The sequence below is a fragment of the Citrobacter sp. ANG330 genome, from assembly GCF_047467925.1.
GTDB classification, from domain to species: Bacteria; Pseudomonadota; Gammaproteobacteria; order Enterobacterales; family Enterobacteriaceae; genus Citrobacter_A; species Citrobacter_A amalonaticus_G.
Map to the genome: position 1 here is coordinate 182,947 of NZ_JASJUI010000004.1, position 20,124 is coordinate 203,070.

Below are 20,124 nucleotides of genomic sequence, written 5' to 3' on the forward strand. Positions count from 1 at the left end.
TTTTTTGTCACGACTTTTGCAGGGAAGCGTGCGAAAAAGCCCTTTTCGGTGTTAGCGTTCAAGCAAAAGATTGTTATGCTTGAATTATGGCGATGCCGTACCCATAACAGAGGGACTAGCTGATAATCCGTCCATAAGGTTACAATCGGTACAGCAGGTTTTTTCAATTTTTATCCAGGAGACGGAAATGTCATACAGCGGCGAACGAGATAACTTTGCACCCCATATGGCGCTGGTGCCGATGGTCATTGAACAGACCTCACGTGGTGAGCGCTCTTTTGATATCTACTCTCGTCTACTTAAGGAACGTGTCATTTTTCTGACCGGGCAGGTCGAAGATCATATGGCTAACCTGATTGTGGCGCAGATGCTGTTCCTGGAAGCCGAAAACCCGGAAAAAGATATCTATCTGTACATTAACTCTCCGGGCGGCGTGATCACCGCAGGGATGTCGATTTATGACACCATGCAGTTTATTAAGCCAGACGTCAGCACCATCTGTATGGGCCAGGCGGCCTCAATGGGTGCTTTCTTGCTGACGGCCGGAGCGAAAGGTAAACGTTTCTGCCTGCCGAACTCCCGCGTTATGATTCACCAGCCGTTGGGGGGTTACCAGGGCCAGGCGACGGATATTGAAATTCACGCCCGTGAAATCCTGAAAGTAAAAGGGCGCATGAACGAACTTATGGCACACCATACGGGTCAATCTCTTGAGCAGATTGAGCGTGATACTGAGCGCGATCGCTTCCTCTCTGCCGCTGAGGCAGTGGAGTATGGCTTAGTCGACTCGATTTTGACCCATCGTAATTGATGCCCGGGGCGCAACTCTGCCGCTATACTTACCAGGGGCGGCACAACGCGACAAAGCGAGTTGCGCCTGAGAATGGCATTTTGCGTCGTCGTGTGCGGCACAAAGAACAAAGAAGAGGTTTTGACTCATGACAGATAAACGCAAAGATGGCTCGGGCAAATTGTTGTACTGCTCTTTTTGCGGCAAAAGCCAGCATGAAGTGCGTAAGCTCATCGCCGGTCCATCCGTGTATATCTGCGATGAATGTGTCGATCTGTGTAACGACATCATTCGCGAAGAGATTAAGGAAGTTGCACCGCATCGTGAACGCAGTGCGCTGCCAACGCCACACGAAATTCGTAACCACCTTGACGATTACGTCATTGGTCAGGAACAGGCGAAGAAAGTGCTGGCGGTCGCGGTATACAACCACTACAAACGTCTGCGCAATGGCGACACCAGTAATGGCGTCGAATTGGGTAAAAGTAACATCCTGCTGATCGGCCCGACTGGCTCCGGTAAAACGCTGTTGGCGGAAACGCTGGCGCGCCTGCTGGACGTCCCGTTCACTATGGCGGATGCCACCACGCTGACCGAAGCGGGTTACGTGGGTGAAGACGTCGAGAACATCATTCAGAAACTGTTGCAGAAATGCGACTACGATGTGCAAAAAGCGCAGCGTGGTATCGTCTATATCGATGAAATTGATAAGATTTCCCGTAAGTCTGACAACCCGTCGATCACCCGTGACGTTTCCGGTGAAGGCGTACAGCAGGCGCTGCTGAAACTGATTGAAGGGACGGTTGCCGCCGTTCCGCCGCAGGGTGGACGTAAGCATCCGCAGCAGGAGTTCTTGCAGGTGGATACCTCTAAGATCCTGTTCATCTGTGGCGGTGCGTTTGCCGGCCTGGATAAAGTGATCGCCAACCGCGTTGAAACCGGCTCCGGCATTGGTTTTGGCGCGACGGTGAAAGCCCAGTCCGATAAAGCCAGCGAAGGCGAGCTGCTCTCGCAGGTAGAACCGGAAGATTTGATCAAGTTTGGTCTGATTCCTGAGTTCATTGGTCGTCTGCCGGTTGTGGCGACGCTGAGTGAACTGAGTGAAGAGGCGCTGATTCAGATCCTGAAAGAGCCGAAAAATGCCCTGACGAAACAGTATCAGGCGTTGTTCAATCTGGAAGGTGTCGACCTGGAGTTCCGCGACGAAGCGCTGGATGCAATTGCCCGCAAAGCGATGGCGCGTAAAACCGGTGCCCGTGGTCTGCGTTCTATTGTCGAAGCCGCGCTGCTGGATACCATGTACGATCTGCCTTCGATGGAAGACGTCGAAAAAGTGGTCATTGATGAGTCGGTGATCGGCGGCCAGAGCAAGCCTTTACTGATTTACGGCAAGCCGGAAGCCCAGCAGGCATCTGGTGAATAATTAGCCAATTCATACAATCAGTTAATCAAAAAGGGGGGATTTTATCTCCCCTTTATTTTTTCCGTAATCATGGCGTTGAATGTGTGGGAAACATCCCCATATACTGACATACATGTTAAAGGTGGCGTGAAGCACAGCGATGCCGCCTGATTACCTGGCGGACACTAAACTAAGAGAGAGCTCTATGAATCCTGAGCGTTCTGAACGCATTGAAATCCCCGTATTGCCGTTGCGCGATGTGGTGGTTTATCCGCACATGGTCATACCCTTGTTTGTAGGGCGGGAAAAATCTATCCGTTGTCTGGAAGCGGCTATGGACCATGATAAAAAAATCATGCTGGTCGCCCAGAAAGAAGCATCAACGGATGAGCCGGGTGTAAACGATCTTTTCACCGTCGGGACCGTGGCCTCTATTTTGCAGATGCTGAAACTGCCTGACGGCACCGTCAAAGTGCTGGTCGAAGGGTTACAACGTGCGCGTATTTCTGCGCTGTCTGATAACGGCGAGCACTTCTCTGCGAAAGCGGAATATCTTGATTCGCCTGCTATCGACGAGCGCGAACAGGAAGTGCTGGTACGCACCGCTATCAGCCAGTTCGAAGGCTATATCAAGCTGAACAAGAAAATCCCACCGGAAGTGCTGACGTCGCTCAATAGCATCGACGATCCGGCGCGTCTGGCGGATACCATCGCCGCGCACATGCCGTTGAAGCTGGCGGACAAGCAGTCCGTGCTGGAGATGTCAGACGTGAATGAACGTCTGGAATATCTAATGGCGATGATGGAGTCTGAAATCGATCTGCTGCAGGTTGAGAAGCGTATTCGCAACCGTGTGAAAAAGCAGATGGAGAAGTCCCAGCGTGAGTACTACCTGAATGAGCAGATGAAGGCGATTCAGAAAGAACTCGGCGAAATGGACGATGCGCCGGATGAAAACGAAGCGCTGAAGCGGAAGATCGACGCGGCGAAAATGCCGAAAGAGGCGAAAGAGAAAGCCGAAGCTGAACTGCAGAAGCTGAAAATGATGTCTCCGATGTCGGCGGAAGCGACCGTGGTGCGCGGTTACATCGACTGGATGGTACAGGTGCCGTGGAATGCGCGTAGCAAGGTCAAAAAAGACCTGCGTCAGGCGCAGGAAATCCTTGATACCGACCATTACGGTCTGGAGCGCGTGAAAGACCGCATCCTTGAGTATCTCGCGGTACAAAGCCGTGTGAACAAAATCAAAGGGCCGATTCTGTGCCTGGTGGGACCGCCGGGGGTAGGTAAAACCTCTCTGGGTCAGTCCATCGCCAAAGCGACCGGGCGTAAATACATCCGTATGGCGCTGGGCGGCGTGCGCGATGAAGCGGAAATTCGCGGTCACCGTCGGACGTACATCGGTTCTATGCCGGGTAAACTGATCCAGAAAATGGCGAAAGTGGGCGTTAAAAACCCGCTGTTCCTGCTCGATGAGATCGACAAAATGTCTTCCGACATGCGTGGCGATCCGGCATCCGCACTGCTTGAGGTACTGGATCCAGAGCAGAACGTGGCGTTCAGCGATCACTATCTGGAAGTGGACTACGATCTCAGCGACGTGATGTTTGTGGCGACCTCCAACTCCATGAACATTCCGGCGCCGCTGCTGGATCGTATGGAAGTGATCCGTCTGTCCGGTTATACCGAAGATGAGAAGCTGAATATCGCGAAACAGCACCTGCTGCCGAAGCAGATTGAGCGTAACGCGCTGAAGAAAGGCGAGCTGACGGTCGACGACAGCGCCATTATCGGCATTATTCGTTACTACACTCGTGAGGCTGGCGTGCGTAGTCTGGAACGCGAAATTTCCAAACTGTGCCGGAAAGCCGTTAAGCAGTTGCTGCTGGATAAGTCACTGAAACACATTGTCATTAATGGCGATAACCTGCACGATTACCTCGGCGTACAGCGCTTTGACTATGGCCGTGCGGACAATGAAAACCGCGTGGGCCAGGTGACCGGTCTGGCGTGGACCGAAGTGGGCGGCGATCTGCTGACCATCGAAACCGCCTGCGTACCGGGCAAAGGCAAGTTGACCTACACCGGTTCGCTGGGTGAAGTGATGCAGGAGTCCATCCAGGCTGCGCTGACCGTGGTGCGCGCGCGTGCGGAAAAACTGGGTATTAATCCGGACTTTTACGAAAAACGCGACATTCACGTTCACGTACCGGAAGGGGCAACGCCGAAAGACGGTCCGAGCGCCGGTATCGCCATGTGTACGGCGCTGGTTTCCTGCCTCACCGGTAACCCGGTGCGTGCCGATGTGGCAATGACCGGTGAGATCACCCTGCGTGGTCAGGTTCTGCCAATCGGTGGGTTAAAGGAAAAACTTCTGGCTGCGCACCGTGGTGGTATCAAAACGGTCTTAATTCCGGATGAAAACAAACGTGACCTGGAAGAGATTCCGGACAACGTTATCGCCGATCTGGACATCCATCCGGTGAAACGCATTGAAGAGGTTTTGACACTTGCTCTGCAAAACGAACCCTCCGGAATGCAGGTCGTGACGGCAAAATAGTGACCTCGCGCAAAGAGCACTAATAAAAACAGGGCTGGCAGGCCATTTCGTACTTGCCAGCCTTTTTTTGTATAGCTAATTTAGATGACGGATTAGGTCTGCCATCATTATCGGGTGTTGTAAGGGCACGGCAGGCCTGATATAACTGCTGCGCGGTCGCACTTTGAAGGATTCTGGTGCGATATAAATTATAATGAGGAAGAGAAGAGTGAATAAATCTCAACTGATCGACAAAATTGCTGCAGGGGCTGATATCTCCAAAGCTGCGGCAGGGCGTGCGTTAGACGCAATTATTGCTTCTGTTACCGAATCTCTGAAAGAAGGGGATGACGTTGCGCTGGTAGGTTTTGGTACTTTTGCTGTTAAAGAGCGTGCTGCCCGTACTGGTCGCAACCCGCAAACAGGTAAAGAGATCGCCATTGCTGCCGCCAAAGTACCTGGTTTCCGTGCAGGTAAAGCACTGAAAGACGCAGTAAACTAAGCGTGATCCCCCTTCGGGGACAGGACTCAGTACAAGGGCGCATCAATTGATGTGCCTTTTTTATTTTTGCAGCGATTTTATACTCGTTGTGGGCTGACAATTGCCCCTGTTTCTTGTCACAATAGACCTTTATGCGCAGCGTTCAGGAAACGCTATGCTGCGTAACGCGTATATACACAAAGTATTCACGTTGCATCGTGGCGGTTGAAGACGAAGCAACCTGAATGATGCAGTGTATCGTCACCTACAGCGGAGTGTGGTTACACCATGATGGACAGCTTACGCACGGCTGCTAACAGTCTCGTGCTCAAGATTATTTTCGGAATCATTATCGTGTCGTTCATTCTGACCGGCGTGAGTGGTTACCTGATTGGCGGAGGCAACAACTACGCCGCTAAAGTGAATGACCAGGAAATCAGCCGTGGGCAGTTTGAGAATGCGTTCAACAGCGAACGTAATCGCATGCAGCAGCAGTTGGGCGATCAGTATTCTGAGCTCGCGGCGAACGAAGGTTACATGAAAACGCTGCGCCAGCAGACGCTCAATCGCTTGATCGATGAAGCGTTGCTTGACCAGTATGCCCGCGAACTGAAACTGGGCATCAGCGACGAGCAGGTGAAGCAGGCTATTTTCTCCACGCCGGCATTCCAGGTCGACGGTAAGTTTGATAACAATCGCTACAATGCGCTCGTGAATCAAATGGGAATGACCGCCGATCAGTATGCGCAGGCGTTGCGTAACCAACTGACTACTCAGCAGATTATTAGCGGCATCGCCGGGACTGATTTCATGCTCAAAGGCGAGACCGATGCGCTGGCGGCGCTGGTCTCTCAGCAGCGCGTCGTGCGTGAAGCCACGATTGACGTTAATGCGCTCGCGGCGAAGCAGTCAGTGACGGACCAGGAAGTGGCCAGCTACTATGAGCAGCACAAAAACAGCTTCATGACGCCGGAACAGTTCCGTGTAAGCTACATCAAGCTGGACGCAGCATCGATGCAAAAGCCGGTCAGCGATGAAGATATCCAGTCTTATTACGATCAGCATCAGGATCAATTCACCCAGGCGCAGCGTAACCGTTACAGCATCATCCAGACCAAAACGGAAGATGAAGCGAAAGCGGTGCTTGACGCGCTGAACAAAGGCGGCGATTTTGCTGCGCTGGCGAAAGAGAAATCCGCAGACATCATCTCTGCCCGTAACGGCGGTGATATGGGCTGGCTGGAAGACGCCACAACGCCGGAAGAGCTGAAAAATGCGGGTCTGAAAGAGAAAGGTCAGCTTTCTGGTGTGATTAAATCCTCTGTTGGCTTCCTGGTTGTGCGTCTGGACGACGTTCAGCCAGCGGTTGTGAAGCCGCTGAGCGAAGTCCGCGATGACATTGCCGCGAAAGTGAAGCAGGAAAAAGCGCTCGATGCATACTTTGCCCTGCAGCAGAAAGTGAGCGACGCGGCGAACAATGATACGGAATCTCTTGCGGGCGCCGAACAGGCGGCTGGCGCGAAAGCGGTACAGACGGGCTGGTTCAGCCACGAGAACCTGCCGGAAGAGCTGAATTTCAAACCGGTTTCTGACGCCATTTTTGATGGCGCTCTGGTGGGTGAAAACGGCGCGCCGGGCAGAAACTCCGACATCATTACCGTCGATGGCGATCGCGCGTTTGTTCTGCGTATTAGCGATCACAAAGCCGAAGCCGTAAAACCCCTGTCTGACGTGAAAGATCAGGTTACGGCGCTGGTTAAGCACAACAAAGCAGAACAGCAGGCGAAACTGGATGCGGAAAAACTGCTGGTTGAGCTGAAGGCGGGTAAAGGCGCAGAAGCGATGAAAGCCGCTGGTCTGAGCTTTGGCGAGTCTAAAACGCTGAGCCGTACGGGTCAGGATCCGGTTAGCCAGGCGGCGTTTGGTCTGAGCCTGCCAGCGAAAGATAAGCCGAGCTACGGCATTGCCAGCGATATGCAGGGTAATGTGGTTCTGCTGGCGCTTGATGACGTGAAAGCGGGCTCTATGCCAGAAGAACAGAAAAAAGCCATGGTTCAGGGGATCACCCAGAACAATGCGCAGATTGTCTTTGAAGCGCTGATGAGTAACCTGCGTAAAGCCGCGAAAATTAAGATCGGCGATGCGATGGATCAGCAGCAGTAATCTTCGAGACGTCTCGCAGCGTATTACGCAACTGTTGTAACGTTTAAAGGCCGCTTTCGCGGCCTTTTCCATTTCTGAATTTTGCCATTTGTCCGTGAGTATCTCCCTCGCTATCGTGATTCCACTGTTAACAAACAAGGAGAAAACAGTATGAAACATGGAATTAAAGCATTGCTTATCAGCCTTTCTTTTGTCTGTGCGGGCATGTCACAAAGCGCACTGGCGGCGTCGTCAGAGGCGAAGACTGCGGCGGTGGAAACCAAAGCGGAAGCACCCGTCGCAGGCAAAAACAAAGCGGCAACCCCGGCGAAGACCAGCGATCAGGAAGGTACCAGGATCAGTATCAATACGGCATCGGCAGAAGAGTTAGCGCGAGCGATGAACGGAGTCGGTCTGAAGAAAGCACAGGCGATAGTCAGCTACCGCGAAGAGTACGGCCCGTTTAAAACGGTGGAAGATCTCAAACAGGTGCCGGGGATGGGAAATGCGTTAGTAGAGCGTAATCTGTCAGTTTTAACTCTTTAATCACTTGCACACTGGCAAATATTTGCCAGACTGAGAGAGGTCATACCAGTTATGACCTCTCTACTCATGTCTACCAATAACAAAAACGTAAGGTTTCTGCGCTATGCAAACACAGATCAAAGTCCGTGGTTATCATCTTGATGTCTATCAGCACGTGAATAATGCCCGCTATCTTGAGTTTCTGGAGGAAGCGCGCTGGGATGGCCTCGAGAGCAGCGATAGCTTTCAATGGATGACTGCCCACAATATCGCTTTCGTGGTGGTCAACATCAATATCAACTATCGCCGCCCGGCGGTTCTGAGCGATCTGTTGACCGTCACCAGTCAGGTGCAACAGTTAAACGGGAAAAGCGGTATTCTGAGTCAGGTGATAACGCTGGAGCCGGAAGGACAGGTGGTGGCTGATGCGCTCATTACGTTCGTCTGTATCGATCTGAAATCGCAAAAAGCGCTGCCGCTGGAAGGGGAGTTGCGCGAAAAGCTGGAGCAAATGGTGAAGTAGGTGTGGTTGATTCACCTGTAGGCCGGATAAGGTGCCAGGCACCGCCATCCGGCGAAACCCACAATTATTTCAGTCCGGTCTTCTGCTTCATGGCTGCCATTACGGTTGGTTTATCCGCCAGATAATGATTCAGGCCATTTGCGCGTAGATTACAGGCCGCACAGTGGCCGCAACCGTCGCCCTTGATGCCGTTGTAGCAGGTCAGGGTTTCTTCCCGGATTAAATCCAGTTTACCCCAATAGTCGGCCAGCGCCCAGGTTTCGGCTTTATCAATCCACATCAACGGCGTTTCAAAACGGATATCTTTCGCCATGCCCAGTTTGATTGCATGATTCAGCGCCTCGACAAAATCATTACGGCAGTCAGGATAACCCGAGAAATCGGTCTCGCAGACGCCGGTAATGACCGCTTCAGCTTTTACCTGATAAGCATAAATCGCCGCCAGGGTCAGAAACAGAATATTGCGCCCAGGGACAAAGGTATTCGGGATCCCATCGGCATCCGGTTCGTAATCCGGAACCGGGATATTGTCGCGAGTCAGGCTGCTGACGGCCAGTTCACTCAATAGCGTTACATCGAGCACTTTGTGCGCTCGCGCGCCCAGTTTCAGAGCCAGATCACGTGCAACATCAATCTCCGCACGGTGTCGCTGACCATAATCAAAAGTCACGCAATGCACTTCATCATACTGATGCAGCGCCTGCGCCAGACAGGTCGTGGAGTCCTGACCTCCACTGAATACTACGACGGCACGTTTCATGGTTAATCCTGATAAATGGCTGTACACGAAATCATTCAACCTGCCTTGAGGCGACATGTTGAGAATCCCCAGGAGTTTACATAAGTAAATGACTGGGGTGAACAGACCTGGCCAACAAAGGGGCCGTTTGAAGGATGACGTGTATAAAGAGGTTATGGTAGCGCCAGAGTTGCCTGGCGACCAGCTTCTTCACGATGCGGGCGGTGGAAGCCAGGCTTCGGTGAACTCAAACCAGCCGCGCGGGTTCAGCCGCACCCCATTTACGCCCGGCGGCGCGCTAATACGATAGTGATAGTTAAACAGCGGCGTCAGCGTCGCTTCGTTCATCAGGCTGGCGAAGACGTGTTGTAATGCGGCATATCGATGCTCTTCTTCTGGCCTGATTTGCAGCGCATCCAGCGTCGCCTGCAAATGCGAAAATGCCGGGGCATCAAGTACATGCGGCCAGAGTGAATCGCAGCGTAGCCACTGTTCGAGAGTATATTCGGGCGCCTCGCCAATCAGGCGATCCCCCATCATCAGATCCGCACTGGCAAGTTGCTGGCAGCCCTCCCAGGTTTTTGCGTTATGAAAGATCAGCGTCAGTTCGCATCCCAATGCTTTCAGGGTATGACGCAGGTGATCTGCCATCGTATGCAGCTCCACCGGCAGGTGATAAATCAGCGTCATTTCCTTTGGCAATTCTACCTCGTCCAGCCCCTCCCATTGCGGGATGGCCCAACCAGGCAACAGCTCAGTGCAGGGGGTAATCAGATTTTCCCCCACATCCAGCGTTTGCAGCAGCGAAGAGCGATGAATAAGGCTGACCAGCCGACGAGCCTGCTGTGGCGTCAGGCGAGGGCTCTTTTTCAGCGTGAGATAGCAGAAACCGAGGCTGATGCCGGTGCTTACCGGACTCACCGTGGCGAGTTCCTCGGGTTTACCAATGGTTATCTGCACCGGATGACGGCAGCTGGTGCCGAGATCCTGCGCGAAAAGCTGAGGCGTGATCCAGTACTCAATGGCTTTTAGCAATGGATGCGCGAGATGATAATGATCGTGGCTTTCCAGGCGCACCAGTTCAGGCGTAAACAGCGTCAGACGAAAAGGTCCCGTTCCGATGACAGGATGTTCCGGATGCGCCAGCAGGCTGCCGTAGCTTGCCAGCCGGTGCGCCAGCCAGAAATCAGGACGATGCAGGATAAAGGTCAGACACTGAGGATGCGTCACCTCAATGCGCTTCACGCTGGTAAATAACCGGTTTAGCGTCGGGATTTCACGCAGCATCAGCAGTCGCTGATGCAGTTGTGTCGTCTCTACCGCGTCGCCGTTATGCCAGAACAGCGTTGAACGGATATAGAAGTCCCAGCGCAACCCGTCGGCGGAGATGTCCCAGTGGTGGGCTAAATCCCCGCAGGGAAGCTGCGTCTGGCTGTCAAAACGCGTCAGGCCGGAGAAAATTTGCCCTGCCAGATGTTGCTCGGCGCGTCCAGGAAGAAAACCAGGGTGTAGCGGATCAAGCTGACGGTAATAGGGGATACGTAGCGTGGGCGTGTCGTTTTGCCATTGACCGCCCATAAAGGGCTGCAGCATCGCCCGCAATTCACCGGGTGCCAGTTGCGCCAGTTCCAGCACGCTAAGCTGTTGTCCTTTCTCCAGCGCCTGTTCCATCATGGCGGTGCGCAGCGATTCCGGCGTTACCAGAAAACGTAACTGCCCACGCTTACCGCGCCCGGACTGTGCTTCCCAGACCAGCCAGCCCGACTCCTGCGCCTGGCGTAACAACGTGCGGATGTGTCGCTCGCTACAGAAGCAGCGTTCGGCCAGTTCTGCGACAGTCACGCTCTGCGGTTCGCCATTAGAAGGCTGCCAGAGTCGCTGGTACTGATTAAGCCGATTGAGTAGTCGCATATAAACCCGGAACAATTTTTTTTATCTATTCACTATTACTTCCGTATATATCAGGTAATACTCGATCACAAGTTAATTTGTCACAGAGTGGAGAAAGAGATGGCACGCCTGGCGGCATTTGATATGGATGGCACCCTGTTGATGCCAAATCACCTTTTGGGTGATGAAACGCTCTCTACTCTTGCGCGTCTACGCGAACGCGACATTACCCTGACGTTTGCCACCGGGCGTCATGTGCTGGAAATGCGCCATATTCTTGGCACTTTTTCACTCGATGCTTTTCTGATAACCGGTAACGGGACGCGTATTCACTCGCTGGAAGGCGAAGTGCTGCATCATCGGGATCTGGATCCGGTAGTGGCGGAGATTGTTCTACATCAGGCCTGGGACACGCAGGCGAGTATGCATGTCTTCAACGATAACGGCTGGTTTACCGGGCAAGAGATCCCCGAGATGCTGCACGCTCACGTCTACAGCGGGTTTCGTTATCAGATTGTGGATGTCGCGCGTATCCCGGCAGATAACGTCACCAAAGTTTGTTTTTGTGGCGATCATGACGATCTGACACGGCTGAAAATTCAGCTTGAAGAGGCATTAGGCGCGCGGGCCCATCTTTGCTTCTCGTCGGTTGATTGCCTGGAAGTGCTGCCGGTGGGCTGTAACAAAGGTTCTGCACTGGAGGTCCTGAGCGGACATCTGGGGCTGTCGCTGGCGGAATGTATGGCCTTTGGCGACGCGATGAACGATCGCGAAATGCTCGGCAGCGTTGGACGGGGGCTGATCATGGGCAATGCCATGCCGCAACTTATTGCCGAACTTCCCCATTTACCGGTGATTGGGCATTGCCGCAATCAGGCGGTATCACACTTTTTGACACATTGGCTGGACTATCCAAATCTTCCTTATTCCCCCGAATGAGAGACCCTACCAGCAACGGGCATAGTGATATGCCCGTTTTTTTTATTGCTGATTCAGGATGTGTGACAGTTGAGATTGCCACGGCGTTAAATCGCCAATGTGCGCGCTTACCCATTCAGGGTTGTAGTAAGTGTCCAGATAGCGCTCGCCGCTGTCGCACAGTAATGTCACCAGCGAGCCGGTTTCTCCGGTTTCGCGCATGCGGCTGGCGAGTTGCAGCATGCCCCACATATTGGTGCCCGTAGAGGCGCCGACTTTGCGGCCTAACTGTGTTTCCAGCCAGTGCGCAGTGGCCACGCTCGCAGCATCAGGAACGCGCAGCATTTCGTCGACCACGTCAGGAATAAAAGAAGGCTCAACGCGCGGGCGACCAATGCCCTCAATTTTACTGCCGACAGGGCTGCGCAGCGAGGCATCACGTTCCTGCCAGAAAGGCAGGAAGACGGAGTTTTCCGGGTCCACGACCATCAATTGTGTATTGTAGCCCTGGCAACGAATGTAGCGGCCTATCGTGGCGGAGGTGCCCCCGGTTCCGGCGCTCATGACAATGTATTTCGGTACGGGATGCGGTTCGCACTGCATCTGGCGGAAGATGCTGTCGGCAATATTATTATTACCACGCCAGTCAGTAGCGCGTTCGGCATAAGTGAACTGATCCATATAGTGGCCGTTCAGCTCGCGCGCCAGTTGTTCTGAGGCAGCATAAATCTCGCAGGCGTTTTCCACGAAATGGCAGCGACCCCCATAAAATTCAATCTGTTCGATTTTTCGTTTTGCCGTGCAGGCAGGCATGACGGCGATAAACGGCAAGCCAAGCAGACGGGCGAAATAAGCTTCGGATACTGCCGTTGAACCCGAAGAGGATTCGATAATCGTCGTGCCTTCCTTAATCCAGCCGTTGCACAGCCCATAGAGGAACAGCGAACGCGCCAGTCGGTGCTTCAGGCTACCGGTCGGGTGAGTGCTTTCATCTTTCAGATACAGATGAATACCCTCAAAAGCAGGTAACGGCAGGCGAATAAGGTGCGTATCGGCAGAGCGCTGATAATCCGCGTTAATCTCATTAATCGCGTTTTTAACCCAGGTGCTGTTCATCATTACTGTCCATTTGTCATTTTGTGCCAAGAGTAGCGAAAAGCACGGAAAAAATTGTTGCCATTTGGCCTTTAAAATAGAATGTAAGGAGAAAATTCTTCTCTAAGGTGCCGGTATGTTAGATAAAATTGACCGCAAGCTGCTCTCCTTGCTGCAGCAGGACTGCACCCTCTCTTTGCAGGCGCTGGCCGATGCCGTTAATCTGACCACCACACCGTGCTGGAAACGTCTCAGACGACTGGAAGAGGACGGCATTCTGGTCGGCAAAGTCGCGCTGCTGGACCCGGAAAAACTGGGGCTGGGGTTAACGGCCTTTGTGCTCATCAAAACCCAGCACCACAGCAGTGACTGGTATTGCCGCTTCGTGACCGTAGTCAGTGAGATGCCGGAAGTTTTAGGGTTCTGGCGTATGGCCGGGGAATATGACTATCTGATGCGGGTTCAGGTGGCTGATATGAAGCGCTATGACGACTTCTACAAACGTCTGGTTAACAGCGTTCCCGGGCTATCTGACGTCACGTCGAGTTTTGCCATGGAACAGATTAAATACACCACTGCGCTGCCAATCGAATAACTCTCCCGGTACGCTTTGCCGGAAAATCAGTCAGGACATAAAACGTGCGATTATTTGCTCAATTAAGCTGGTATTTTCGCCGGGAGTGGCGTCGCTACCTCGGGGCGGTTGCCTTGCTTATCCTCATCGCTATTTTGCAACTCATTCCGCCAAAAGTGGTGGGTATTGTGGTGGATGGCGTGTCCACACAACACTTTACGCCGCAACAGATAATGATGTGGATTGGCACCATCGCGCTGATTGCCGTGGTGGTCTATCTGTTGCGCTACGTCTGGCGCGTGCTGCTGTTTGGCGCCTCCTACCAACTGGCGGTGGAGCTGCGTGAAGATTACTACCGCCAGCTCAGTCGCCAGCATCCTGAGTTTTATCTGCGCCATCGCACGGGTGATCTTATGGCTCGCGCCACCAATGACGTGGACCGCGTGGTCTTTGCCGCAGGGGAAGGAGTTCTGACGCTGGTGGATTCGCTGGTGATGGGCTGCGCAGTGTTGATCGTGATGTCCACGCAGATCAGCTGGCAGCTCACATTGTTTGCACTATTGCCGATGCCGGTAATGGCGCTGATGATCAAACGCTACGGCGATCGTCTGCACGATCGTTTCCGGCTGGCGCAGGCAGCTTTTTCCAGCCTCAACGACCGTACCCAGGAGAGTCTGACCAGCATTCGCATGATCAAAGCGTTTGGCCTGGAAGATCGGCAGTCCGCGCTGTTTGCGGCCGACGCGGAAGATACCGGGAAGAAAAACATGCGTGTGGCGCGCATCGATGCCCGCTTTGATCCGACGATTTATATCGCCATCGGGACGGCGAACCTGCTGGCTATCGGCGGCGGTAGCTGGATGGTCGTACAAGGTTCGCTGACGCTGGGACAACTGACCAGCTTTATGATGTATCTCGGGCTGATGATTTGGCCAATGCTGGCGCTGGCGTGGATGTTTAACATCGTGGAGCGTGGCAGTGCGGCTTATGGGCGTATTCGCGCGATGCTGGCTGAAGCGCCAGTGGTGAACGATGGCAGTGAACCGGTGCCGGAAGGTCGGGGCGAGCTGGCGGTGGCGATCCGCGAGTTCAGCTACCCGCAAACCACGCATCCGACGCTGGAAAACGTCAATTTTCGGCTCAAACCGGGACAGATGCTGGGTATCTGCGGGCCGACTGGTGCGGGTAAAAGTACTGTGCTGTCGCTGATTCAGCGCCATTTCGATATCGTCCAGGGAGATATCCGCTTTCATGATATCCCTCTGCCACGTCTGCAACTGGATAGCTGGCGCAGTCGGCTGGCGGTGGTCAGTCAGACGCCATTCCTGTTTTCGGATACGGTAGCCAATAACATTGCGCTGGGCTGCCCCGGCGCCACGCAACAGGACATTGAACATGTGGCGCGTTTAGCCAGCGTGCATGAAGATATTCTCCGCCTGCCACAGGGTTACGACACCGAAGTCGGTGAGCGCGGCGTCATGCTTTCCGGCGGGCAAAAGCAACGTATTTCTATCGCGCGGGCGCTGCTGCTGAATGCCGAAATCCTGATCCTGGACGACGCGCTCTCGGCTGTCGACGGACGAACGGAACATCAAATCCTGCACAATCTGCGCCAGTGGGGAGAAGGGCGTACGGTGATTATCAGCGCGCACCGCCTTTCGGCGCTGACCGAAGCGAGCGAAATCATCGTGATGCAGCATGGCCATATCGCGCAGCGTGGCGATCACGAGGCGCTGGTGCAGCAGAAGGGCTGGTATCGCGATATGTACCGTTATCAGCAACTGGAAGCGGCGCTGGATGACGCGCCAGAAAACGACGAGGAGGCGGTAAATGCGTAGTTTTGGGCAGTTATGGCCGCCCCTCAAACGCTTGCTGGCCTATGGTTCTCCGTGGCGAAAACCGTTAGGCGTTGCCGTGATTATGCTGTGGGTTGCGGCAGCAGCAGAGGTCAGCGGGCCGCTGCTGATCAGTTACTTTATCGACAATATGGTGGCAAAGAACAACCTGCCATTAGGGGTGGTTACCGGGCTGATTGCCGCCTATCTCGGGCTACAGATTCTCGCCGCCAGCCTGCACTATGCTCAGTCGTTGTTGTTTAACCGCGCAGCGGTCGGCGTGGTGCAGCAATTGCGTACCGACGTAATGGATGCCGCGCTGCGCCAGCCGTTGAGTGAATTTGACACGCAGCCCATCGGGCAGCTCATTTCGCGCGTCACTAACGATACCGAAGTGATTCGCGATCTGTATGTCACGGTAGTGGCGACGGTTCTGCGCAGCGCTGCCCTGATTGGCGCGATGCTGGTGGCGATGTTCAGTCTCGACTGGCGCATGGCGCTGGTGGCGATCCTGATCTTCCCGGCGGTGTTGGTGGTGATGATTATCTATCAGCGTTACAGCACGCCGATAGTCCGCCGCGTGCGGGCTTATCTCGCCGATATCAATGACGGCTTCAACGAAGTCATTAACGGCATGAGCGTGATCCAGCAGTTTCGCCAGCAGGCGCGCTTTGGGGAACGCATGGGCGAAGCCAGCCGCTCGCATTATCTGGCGCGCATGCAGACGCTGCGTTTAGATGGCTTTTTATTGCGGCCTCTGCTGAGCCTGTTTTCCGCGCTTATTCTCTGCGGCCTGCTGATGCTGTTCAGTTTTACCTCGGCAGGAACAATAGAAGTCGGGGTACTCTACGCCTTCATCAGCTATCTGGGGCGCCTGAATGAGCCGCTGATTGAACTGACCACTCAGCAGTCGATGCTGCAACAGGCAGTAGTGGCTGGCGAGCGCGTATTTGAATTGATGGACAGACCCCGCCAGCGTTACGGGCAGGATCCGCGACCGCTGGCATCCGGGCAAATTGACGTTGAGGATGTGTCGTTTGCCTATCGCGACGATAACCTGGTGCTGCAAAATGTCAGCCTTTCCGTGCCGTCCCGCAGTTTTGTTGCGCTGGTAGGGCATACCGGCAGCGGTAAAAGCACGCTCGCCAGTCTGCTGATGGGCTATTACCCGCTGAGTCAGGGGGAGATTCGCCTTGACGGGCGTCCATTACGTTCGCTTAGTCACAGCGCGTTGCGTCAGGGTGTCGCGATGGTGCAACAGGATCCGGTGGTGATGGCGGATTCATTCCTGGCAAACGTGACGCTAGGGCGGGATATCTCTGAAGAACAAGTGTGGCAGGCGCTGGAGACGGTGCAACTGGCTCAACTGGCTCGCGGAATGAGCGAAGGCATTCATACCCAACTTGGCGAGCAAGGGAACAATCTCTCCGTCGGGCAGAAACAGCTGCTGGCGCTGGCGCGGGTGCTGGTGGCCACGCCGCAAATTTTAATCCTCGATGAAGCGACCGCCAGCATCGATTCCGGTACCGAGCAGGCTATTCAGCATGCCCTGGCCGCCGTGCGCGAACACACCACGCTGGTGGTGATTGCTCACCGATTGTCGACCATTGTCGAGGCAGACACCATTCTGGTGCTTCATCGTGGACAGGCGGTAGAGCGTGGTACGCATCAGCAACTGCTTGCGGCGCAAGGGCGCTACTGGCAGATGTATCAGCTCCAGCTCGCCGGCGAAGAGCTGGCAGCCAGCGTTCGCGAGGAGTCGCTTCCCGCCTGATGCACCGCCGCTGCCGGGCCACTTCAGCGGTGGTGCAAAAATGTAACGCATCATGCACTGTCATGGTGCGTTTTTCTTTTCCCGTTCCGTTTTTCTTTCTGAATCGCCCGTCAGACGGCCTGTAAACAGACACAGGCTCTCCTTTTTCAATTCTGGCATACCCCTTGCAATACATCATTCGTGTAGTCGCACCATATGCCGAATTCTGACTGGAGGGGATCTATGAAGCTGGTTACCGTGGTAATCAAACCGTTCAAACTGGAAGACGTTCGCGAAGCGCTCTCTTCTATTGGTATTCAAGGGCTGACCGTCACCGAAGTGAAAGGGTTCGGACGTCAGAAGGGTCATGCCGAGTTATATCGGGGTGCAGAGTACAGCGTCAACTTCCTGCCTAAAGTGAAGATTGATGTGGCTATTGCCGACGACCAGCTGGATGAAGTGATTGATGTCATCAGCAAGGCGGCCTACACCGGAAAAATTGGCGACGGCAAAATTTTCGTCGCGGAGTTGCAACGCGTCATTCGTATTCGCACCGGCGAAGCTGACGAAGCAGCGCTGTAAAGCCTGGCACACAGTAACGGGAAACGACAAAATGAAGATAGCAACGATGAAAACGGGCCTTACTTCTCTGGCACTGCTGCCTGGTCTCGCAATGGCGGCTCCGGCAGTGGCGGATAAAGCCGATAACGCCTTTATGATGATTTGTACCGCGCTGGTGCTGTTTATGACCATACCGGGTATCGCCTTGTTCTACGGCGGTTTGATCCGCGGGAAGAACGTCCTGTCGATGCTGACGCAGGTCACCGTCACCTTCGCGCTGGTGTGCATTATGTGGGTGGTGTTCGGCTATTCACTGGCGTTCGGCGAAGGGAACAGCTTCTTCGGTAACTTCAATTGGGTGATGCTGAAAAACATTGAGCTGACCGCTGTGATGGGCAGTATCTACCAGTACATTCACGTTGCTTTCCAGGGATCGTTTGCCTGTATAACCGTCGGCCTGATCGTCGGTTCGCTGGCAGAGCGTATCCGTTTCTCGGCCGTGCTGATCTTCGTGGTGGTCTGGCTGACTCTCTCCTACATTCCGATTGCCCATATGGTGTGGGGCGGCGGTCTGTTGGGATCGCATGGTGCGCTGGACTTTGCGGGCGGTACCGTGGTGCATATCAACGCCGCCATCGCTGGCCTGGTGGGGGCCTACCTGATTGGCAAACGCGTGGGTTTCGGCAAAGAGGCGTTCAAACCGCATAACCTGCCGATGGTCTTTACCGGTACGGCGATCCTTTATATCGGTTGGTTCGGCTTTAACGCCGGCTCCGCGGGGACGGCGAACGAAATTGCTGCGCTGGCCTTTGTGAACACCGTTGTTGCCACGGCCGCCGCGATCCTCGGCTGGATCTTCGGCGAGTGGGCGCTGCGTGGTAAACCGTCTCTGCTGGGCGCCTGCTCAGGGGCGATTGCCGGTCTGGTTGGCGTAACGCCGGCATGCGGCTACATCGGTGTCGGTGGCGCGTTAATCATTGGCGTCGTGGCTGGCCTGGCCGGATTATGGGGCGTGACCATGCTCAAACGACTGCTGCGTGTTGATGATCCGTGCGATGTGTTCGGCGTTCACGGTGTTTGTGGAATTGTCGGCTGTATTCTGACCGGGGTTTTTGCCTCAAGCGCGCTGGGCGGCGTGGGCTTTGCTGAAGGGGTGACGATGGGGCATCAGCTGCTGGTGCAGCTTGAGAGTATCGCCATCACGATCGTCTGGTCTGGCGTAGTCGCCTTTGTTGGCTACAAGCTGGCGGATATGACCGTTGGTCTGCGCGTACCGGAAGAACAAGAGCGCGAAGGGCTGGATGTGAACAGCCACGGCGAAAATGCTTACAACGCATAACAGAAAATGCCCGGCGAGTTTGACCGGGCAACAGTGGGATACCGCCGGATGCGCAGTCATGCCATCCGGCTTTTTTAGTTGTGATTACGCATCACCCCTTCCTGTACGGTCGACGCCACCAGTTTGCCGTCCTGCGTGTAGAACTCGCCGCGAACAAATCCGCGCGCGCTGGAGGCCGACGTGCTTTCCACGCTGTACAGCAACCATTCATTCAAATCAAACGGACGGTGGAACCACATGGAGTGGTCGATCGTCGCAATCTGGATCCCTTTTTCCAGAAAACCAATGCCATGAGGCTGCAGGGCAACGGGCAGGAAATTGAGATCGGAAGCGTAGCCTAGCAGATACTGATGGACGCGAATGTCGTTGGGCAACGCACCGTTCGCGCGGATCCACACCTGGCGCGTAGGTTCTGCCACATGGCCTTGTAACGGGTTATGAAACTCAACGGGGCGTACTTCCAGCGGGCGATCGCAGAGAAATTTATCTTTTAAAATTGGCGGTAGCAGGTGCGCCACAGTCCGGGCGATGTCAGTTTCTGATGCTAACCCTTCCGGCGAGGGGGCGTGTGGCATGGTTTTCTGATGTTCGAAACCCGGCTCCGGCGCCTGGAATGAGGCTGTCATGTAAAAGATGGGCTTGCCGTTCTGGATGGCGGCAACGCGGCGGGCGCTGAAGCTGTTACCGTCGCGCAAAACCTCTACATCGTAAATAATGGGTTGCTGGCTATCGCCGGGGCGTAAAAAATAGCTGTGAAACGAGTGGACCAGTCTTTCTTCTGGTACGGTCTCTTTTGCTGCATAGAGCGCCTGACCAACGACCTGTCCACCAAATACCTGGCGTAACCCTAAGTCTTCACTCTGGCCCCGAAAGAGTCCTTCCTCAATTTTTTCCAGATTCAATAATGTCAGCAAATTGTTCAGTGCCTGACTCATACATACTCTCCAGGTAACAACGACGCCGAAGCGAGATAGGCAGAGTATAACGCAATTTTGGAAGTGGTCCGATGGGTGCAATA

The 20,124-nt window shown here is 54.2% G+C and carries 17 protein-coding genes; 13 read left to right on the top strand and 4 right to left on the bottom strand.

Annotated features, from left to right (window positions below):
* The first annotated feature begins 187 nt into the window (after positions 1 to 187).
* From clpP to fadM, 7 genes are all read left to right on the top strand, one after another.
* On the top strand, positions 188 to 811 hold the full coding sequence (gene clpP / locus QNN88_RS11665) for an ATP-dependent Clp endopeptidase proteolytic subunit ClpP (RefSeq protein ID WP_002891804.1): 624 nt from the start codon (positions 188 to 190) through the stop codon (positions 809 to 811).
* A gap of 127 nt (positions 812 to 938) precedes the next feature.
* Complete coding sequence (gene clpX, locus QNN88_RS11670) at positions 939 to 2,213, top strand: ATP-dependent protease ATP-binding subunit ClpX (RefSeq protein WP_336220981.1); 1,275 nt, start codon at positions 939 to 941, stop codon at positions 2,211 to 2,213.
* A 184-nt stretch (positions 2,214 to 2,397) separates the two neighbouring features.
* Positions 2,398 to 4,752 (top strand): endopeptidase La, encoded by a 2,355-nt coding sequence (gene lon / locus QNN88_RS11675; protein WP_042285905.1) that lies wholly within the window; start codon positions 2,398 to 2,400, stop codon positions 4,750 to 4,752.
* A 193-nt stretch (positions 4,753 to 4,945) separates the two neighbouring features.
* Complete coding sequence (hupB, locus tag QNN88_RS11680; protein WP_152754439.1) at positions 4,946 to 5,233, top strand: nucleoid-associated protein HU-beta; 288 nt, start codon at positions 4,946 to 4,948, stop codon at positions 5,231 to 5,233.
* Positions 5,234 to 5,500: 267 nt separating this feature from the next.
* Positions 5,501 to 7,375 (top strand): peptidylprolyl isomerase, encoded by a 1,875-nt coding sequence (ppiD, locus tag QNN88_RS11685; RefSeq protein ID WP_414240368.1) that lies wholly within the window; start codon positions 5,501 to 5,503, stop codon positions 7,373 to 7,375.
* 150 nt (positions 7,376 to 7,525) lie between these two features.
* Positions 7,526 to 7,900: a helix-hairpin-helix domain-containing protein gene (locus QNN88_RS11690; RefSeq protein WP_414240369.1), complete on the top strand. Its 375-nt coding sequence runs from the start codon at positions 7,526 to 7,528 to the stop codon at positions 7,898 to 7,900.
* Between the two features lie 103 nt (positions 7,901 to 8,003).
* Positions 8,004 to 8,402: a long-chain acyl-CoA thioesterase FadM gene (gene fadM, locus QNN88_RS11695; protein WP_043001576.1), complete on the top strand. Its 399-nt coding sequence runs from the start codon at positions 8,004 to 8,006 to the stop codon at positions 8,400 to 8,402.
* 64 nt (positions 8,403 to 8,466) lie between these two features.
* On the opposite strand, the gene queC is transcribed toward fadM, so the two are convergent.
* Entirely contained in the window at positions 8,467 to 9,162 is a 696-nt protein-coding gene (gene queC / locus QNN88_RS11700) for a 7-cyano-7-deazaguanine synthase QueC (protein ID WP_414240370.1), read from the bottom strand.
* A gap of 189 nt (positions 9,163 to 9,351) precedes the next feature.
* Positions 9,352 to 11,052, bottom strand: a complete 1,701-nt coding sequence (locus tag QNN88_RS11705) for an SgrR family transcriptional regulator (protein WP_414240371.1) — start codon at positions 11,050 to 11,052, stop codon at positions 9,352 to 9,354.
* A 99-nt stretch (positions 11,053 to 11,151) separates the two neighbouring features.
* Here QNN88_RS11705 and cof point away from each other — a divergent pair, with 99 nt between their 5' ends.
* Positions 11,152 to 11,970, top strand: coding sequence for an HMP-PP phosphatase (gene cof, locus QNN88_RS11710; protein ID WP_414240372.1), 819 nt, complete (start codon positions 11,152 to 11,154; stop codon positions 11,968 to 11,970).
* A gap of 42 nt (positions 11,971 to 12,012) precedes the next feature.
* Here cof and QNN88_RS11715 read toward each other — a convergent pair whose 3' ends face one another.
* The gene (locus QNN88_RS11715; protein WP_414240373.1) at positions 12,013 to 13,068 is read right to left on the bottom strand and encodes a PLP-dependent cysteine synthase family protein; all 1,056 of its coding nucleotides are present in this window, start codon (positions 13,066 to 13,068) and stop codon (positions 12,013 to 12,015) included.
* Between the two features lie 112 nt (positions 13,069 to 13,180).
* Here QNN88_RS11715 and QNN88_RS11720 point away from each other — a divergent pair, with 112 nt between their 5' ends.
* The 5 genes from QNN88_RS11720 (at position 13,181) to amtB (ending at position 19,106) form a co-directional block, all read left to right on the top strand.
* Entirely contained in the window at positions 13,181 to 13,639 is a 459-nt protein-coding gene (locus tag QNN88_RS11720) for an Lrp/AsnC family transcriptional regulator (protein WP_414240374.1), read from the top strand.
* A gap of 44 nt (positions 13,640 to 13,683) precedes the next feature.
* Complete coding sequence (locus QNN88_RS11725; protein ID WP_414240375.1) at positions 13,684 to 15,456, top strand: SmdA family multidrug ABC transporter permease/ATP-binding protein; 1,773 nt, start codon at positions 13,684 to 13,686, stop codon at positions 15,454 to 15,456.
* Complete coding sequence (locus tag QNN88_RS11730) at positions 15,449 to 17,227, top strand: SmdB family multidrug efflux ABC transporter permease/ATP-binding protein (RefSeq protein ID WP_414240376.1); 1,779 nt, start codon at positions 15,449 to 15,451, stop codon at positions 17,225 to 17,227. The genes QNN88_RS11725 and QNN88_RS11730 overlap by 8 nt, the downstream gene beginning before the upstream one ends.
* A gap of 222 nt (positions 17,228 to 17,449) precedes the next feature.
* The gene (gene glnK, locus QNN88_RS11735) at positions 17,450 to 17,788 is read left to right on the top strand and encodes a P-II family nitrogen regulator (RefSeq protein WP_002891893.1); all 339 of its coding nucleotides are present in this window, start codon (positions 17,450 to 17,452) and stop codon (positions 17,786 to 17,788) included.
* A 31-nt stretch (positions 17,789 to 17,819) separates the two neighbouring features.
* Positions 17,820 to 19,106 carry an ammonium transporter AmtB gene (amtB, locus tag QNN88_RS11740; protein ID WP_414240377.1) on the top strand — a complete coding sequence of 429 codons (1,287 nt, stop codon included), beginning with the start codon at positions 17,820 to 17,822 and terminating at the stop codon, positions 19,104 to 19,106.
* A gap of 74 nt (positions 19,107 to 19,180) precedes the next feature.
* Here amtB and tesB read toward each other — a convergent pair whose 3' ends face one another.
* Positions 19,181 to 20,041, bottom strand: coding sequence for an acyl-CoA thioesterase II (gene tesB, locus QNN88_RS11745; RefSeq protein WP_414240378.1), 861 nt, complete (start codon positions 20,039 to 20,041; stop codon positions 19,181 to 19,183).
* Positions 20,042 to 20,124 lie beyond the last annotated feature (83 nt).

Bases quoted from the DNA above. Each gene is read 5' to 3' on its own strand.
- QNN88_RS11690 (WP_414240369.1), top strand. From the start codon at position 7,526: ATGAAACATGGAATTAAAGCATTGCTTATCAGCCTTTCTTTTGTCTGT.
- QNN88_RS11720 (WP_414240374.1), top strand. From the start codon at position 13,181: ATGTTAGATAAAATTGACCGCAAGCTGCTCTCCTTGCTGCAGCAGGAC.
- QNN88_RS11730 (WP_414240376.1), top strand. From the start codon at position 15,449: ATGCGTAGTTTTGGGCAGTTATGGCCGCCCCTCAAACGCTTGCTGGCC.
- amtB (WP_414240377.1), top strand. From the start codon at position 17,820: ATGAAGATAGCAACGATGAAAACGGGCCTTACTTCTCTGGCACTGCTG.
- fadM (WP_043001576.1), top strand. From the start codon at position 8,004: ATGCAAACACAGATCAAAGTCCGTGGTTATCATCTTGATGTCTATCAG.
- cof (WP_414240372.1), top strand. From the start codon at position 11,152: ATGGCACGCCTGGCGGCATTTGATATGGATGGCACCCTGTTGATGCCA.
- clpX (WP_336220981.1), top strand. From the start codon at position 939: ATGACAGATAAACGCAAAGATGGCTCGGGCAAATTGTTGTACTGCTCT.
- hupB (WP_152754439.1), top strand. From the start codon at position 4,946: ATGAGGAAGAGAAGAGTGAATAAATCTCAACTGATCGACAAAATTGCT.
- glnK (WP_002891893.1), top strand. From the start codon at position 17,450: ATGAAGCTGGTTACCGTGGTAATCAAACCGTTCAAACTGGAAGACGTT.
- queC (WP_414240370.1), bottom strand. From the start codon at position 9,162: ATGAAACGTGCCGTCGTAGTATTCAGTGGAGGTCAGGACTCCACGACC.
- QNN88_RS11715 (WP_414240373.1), bottom strand. From the start codon at position 13,068: ATGATGAACAGCACCTGGGTTAAAAACGCGATTAATGAGATTAACGCG.
- ppiD (WP_414240368.1), top strand. From the start codon at position 5,501: ATGATGGACAGCTTACGCACGGCTGCTAACAGTCTCGTGCTCAAGATT.
- tesB (WP_414240378.1), bottom strand. From the start codon at position 20,041: ATGAGTCAGGCACTGAACAATTTGCTGACATTATTGAATCTGGAAAAA.
- lon (WP_042285905.1), top strand. From the start codon at position 2,398: ATGAATCCTGAGCGTTCTGAACGCATTGAAATCCCCGTATTGCCGTTG.
- QNN88_RS11705 (WP_414240371.1), bottom strand. From the start codon at position 11,052: ATGCGACTACTCAATCGGCTTAATCAGTACCAGCGACTCTGGCAGCCT.
- clpP (WP_002891804.1), top strand. From the start codon at position 188: ATGTCATACAGCGGCGAACGAGATAACTTTGCACCCCATATGGCGCTG.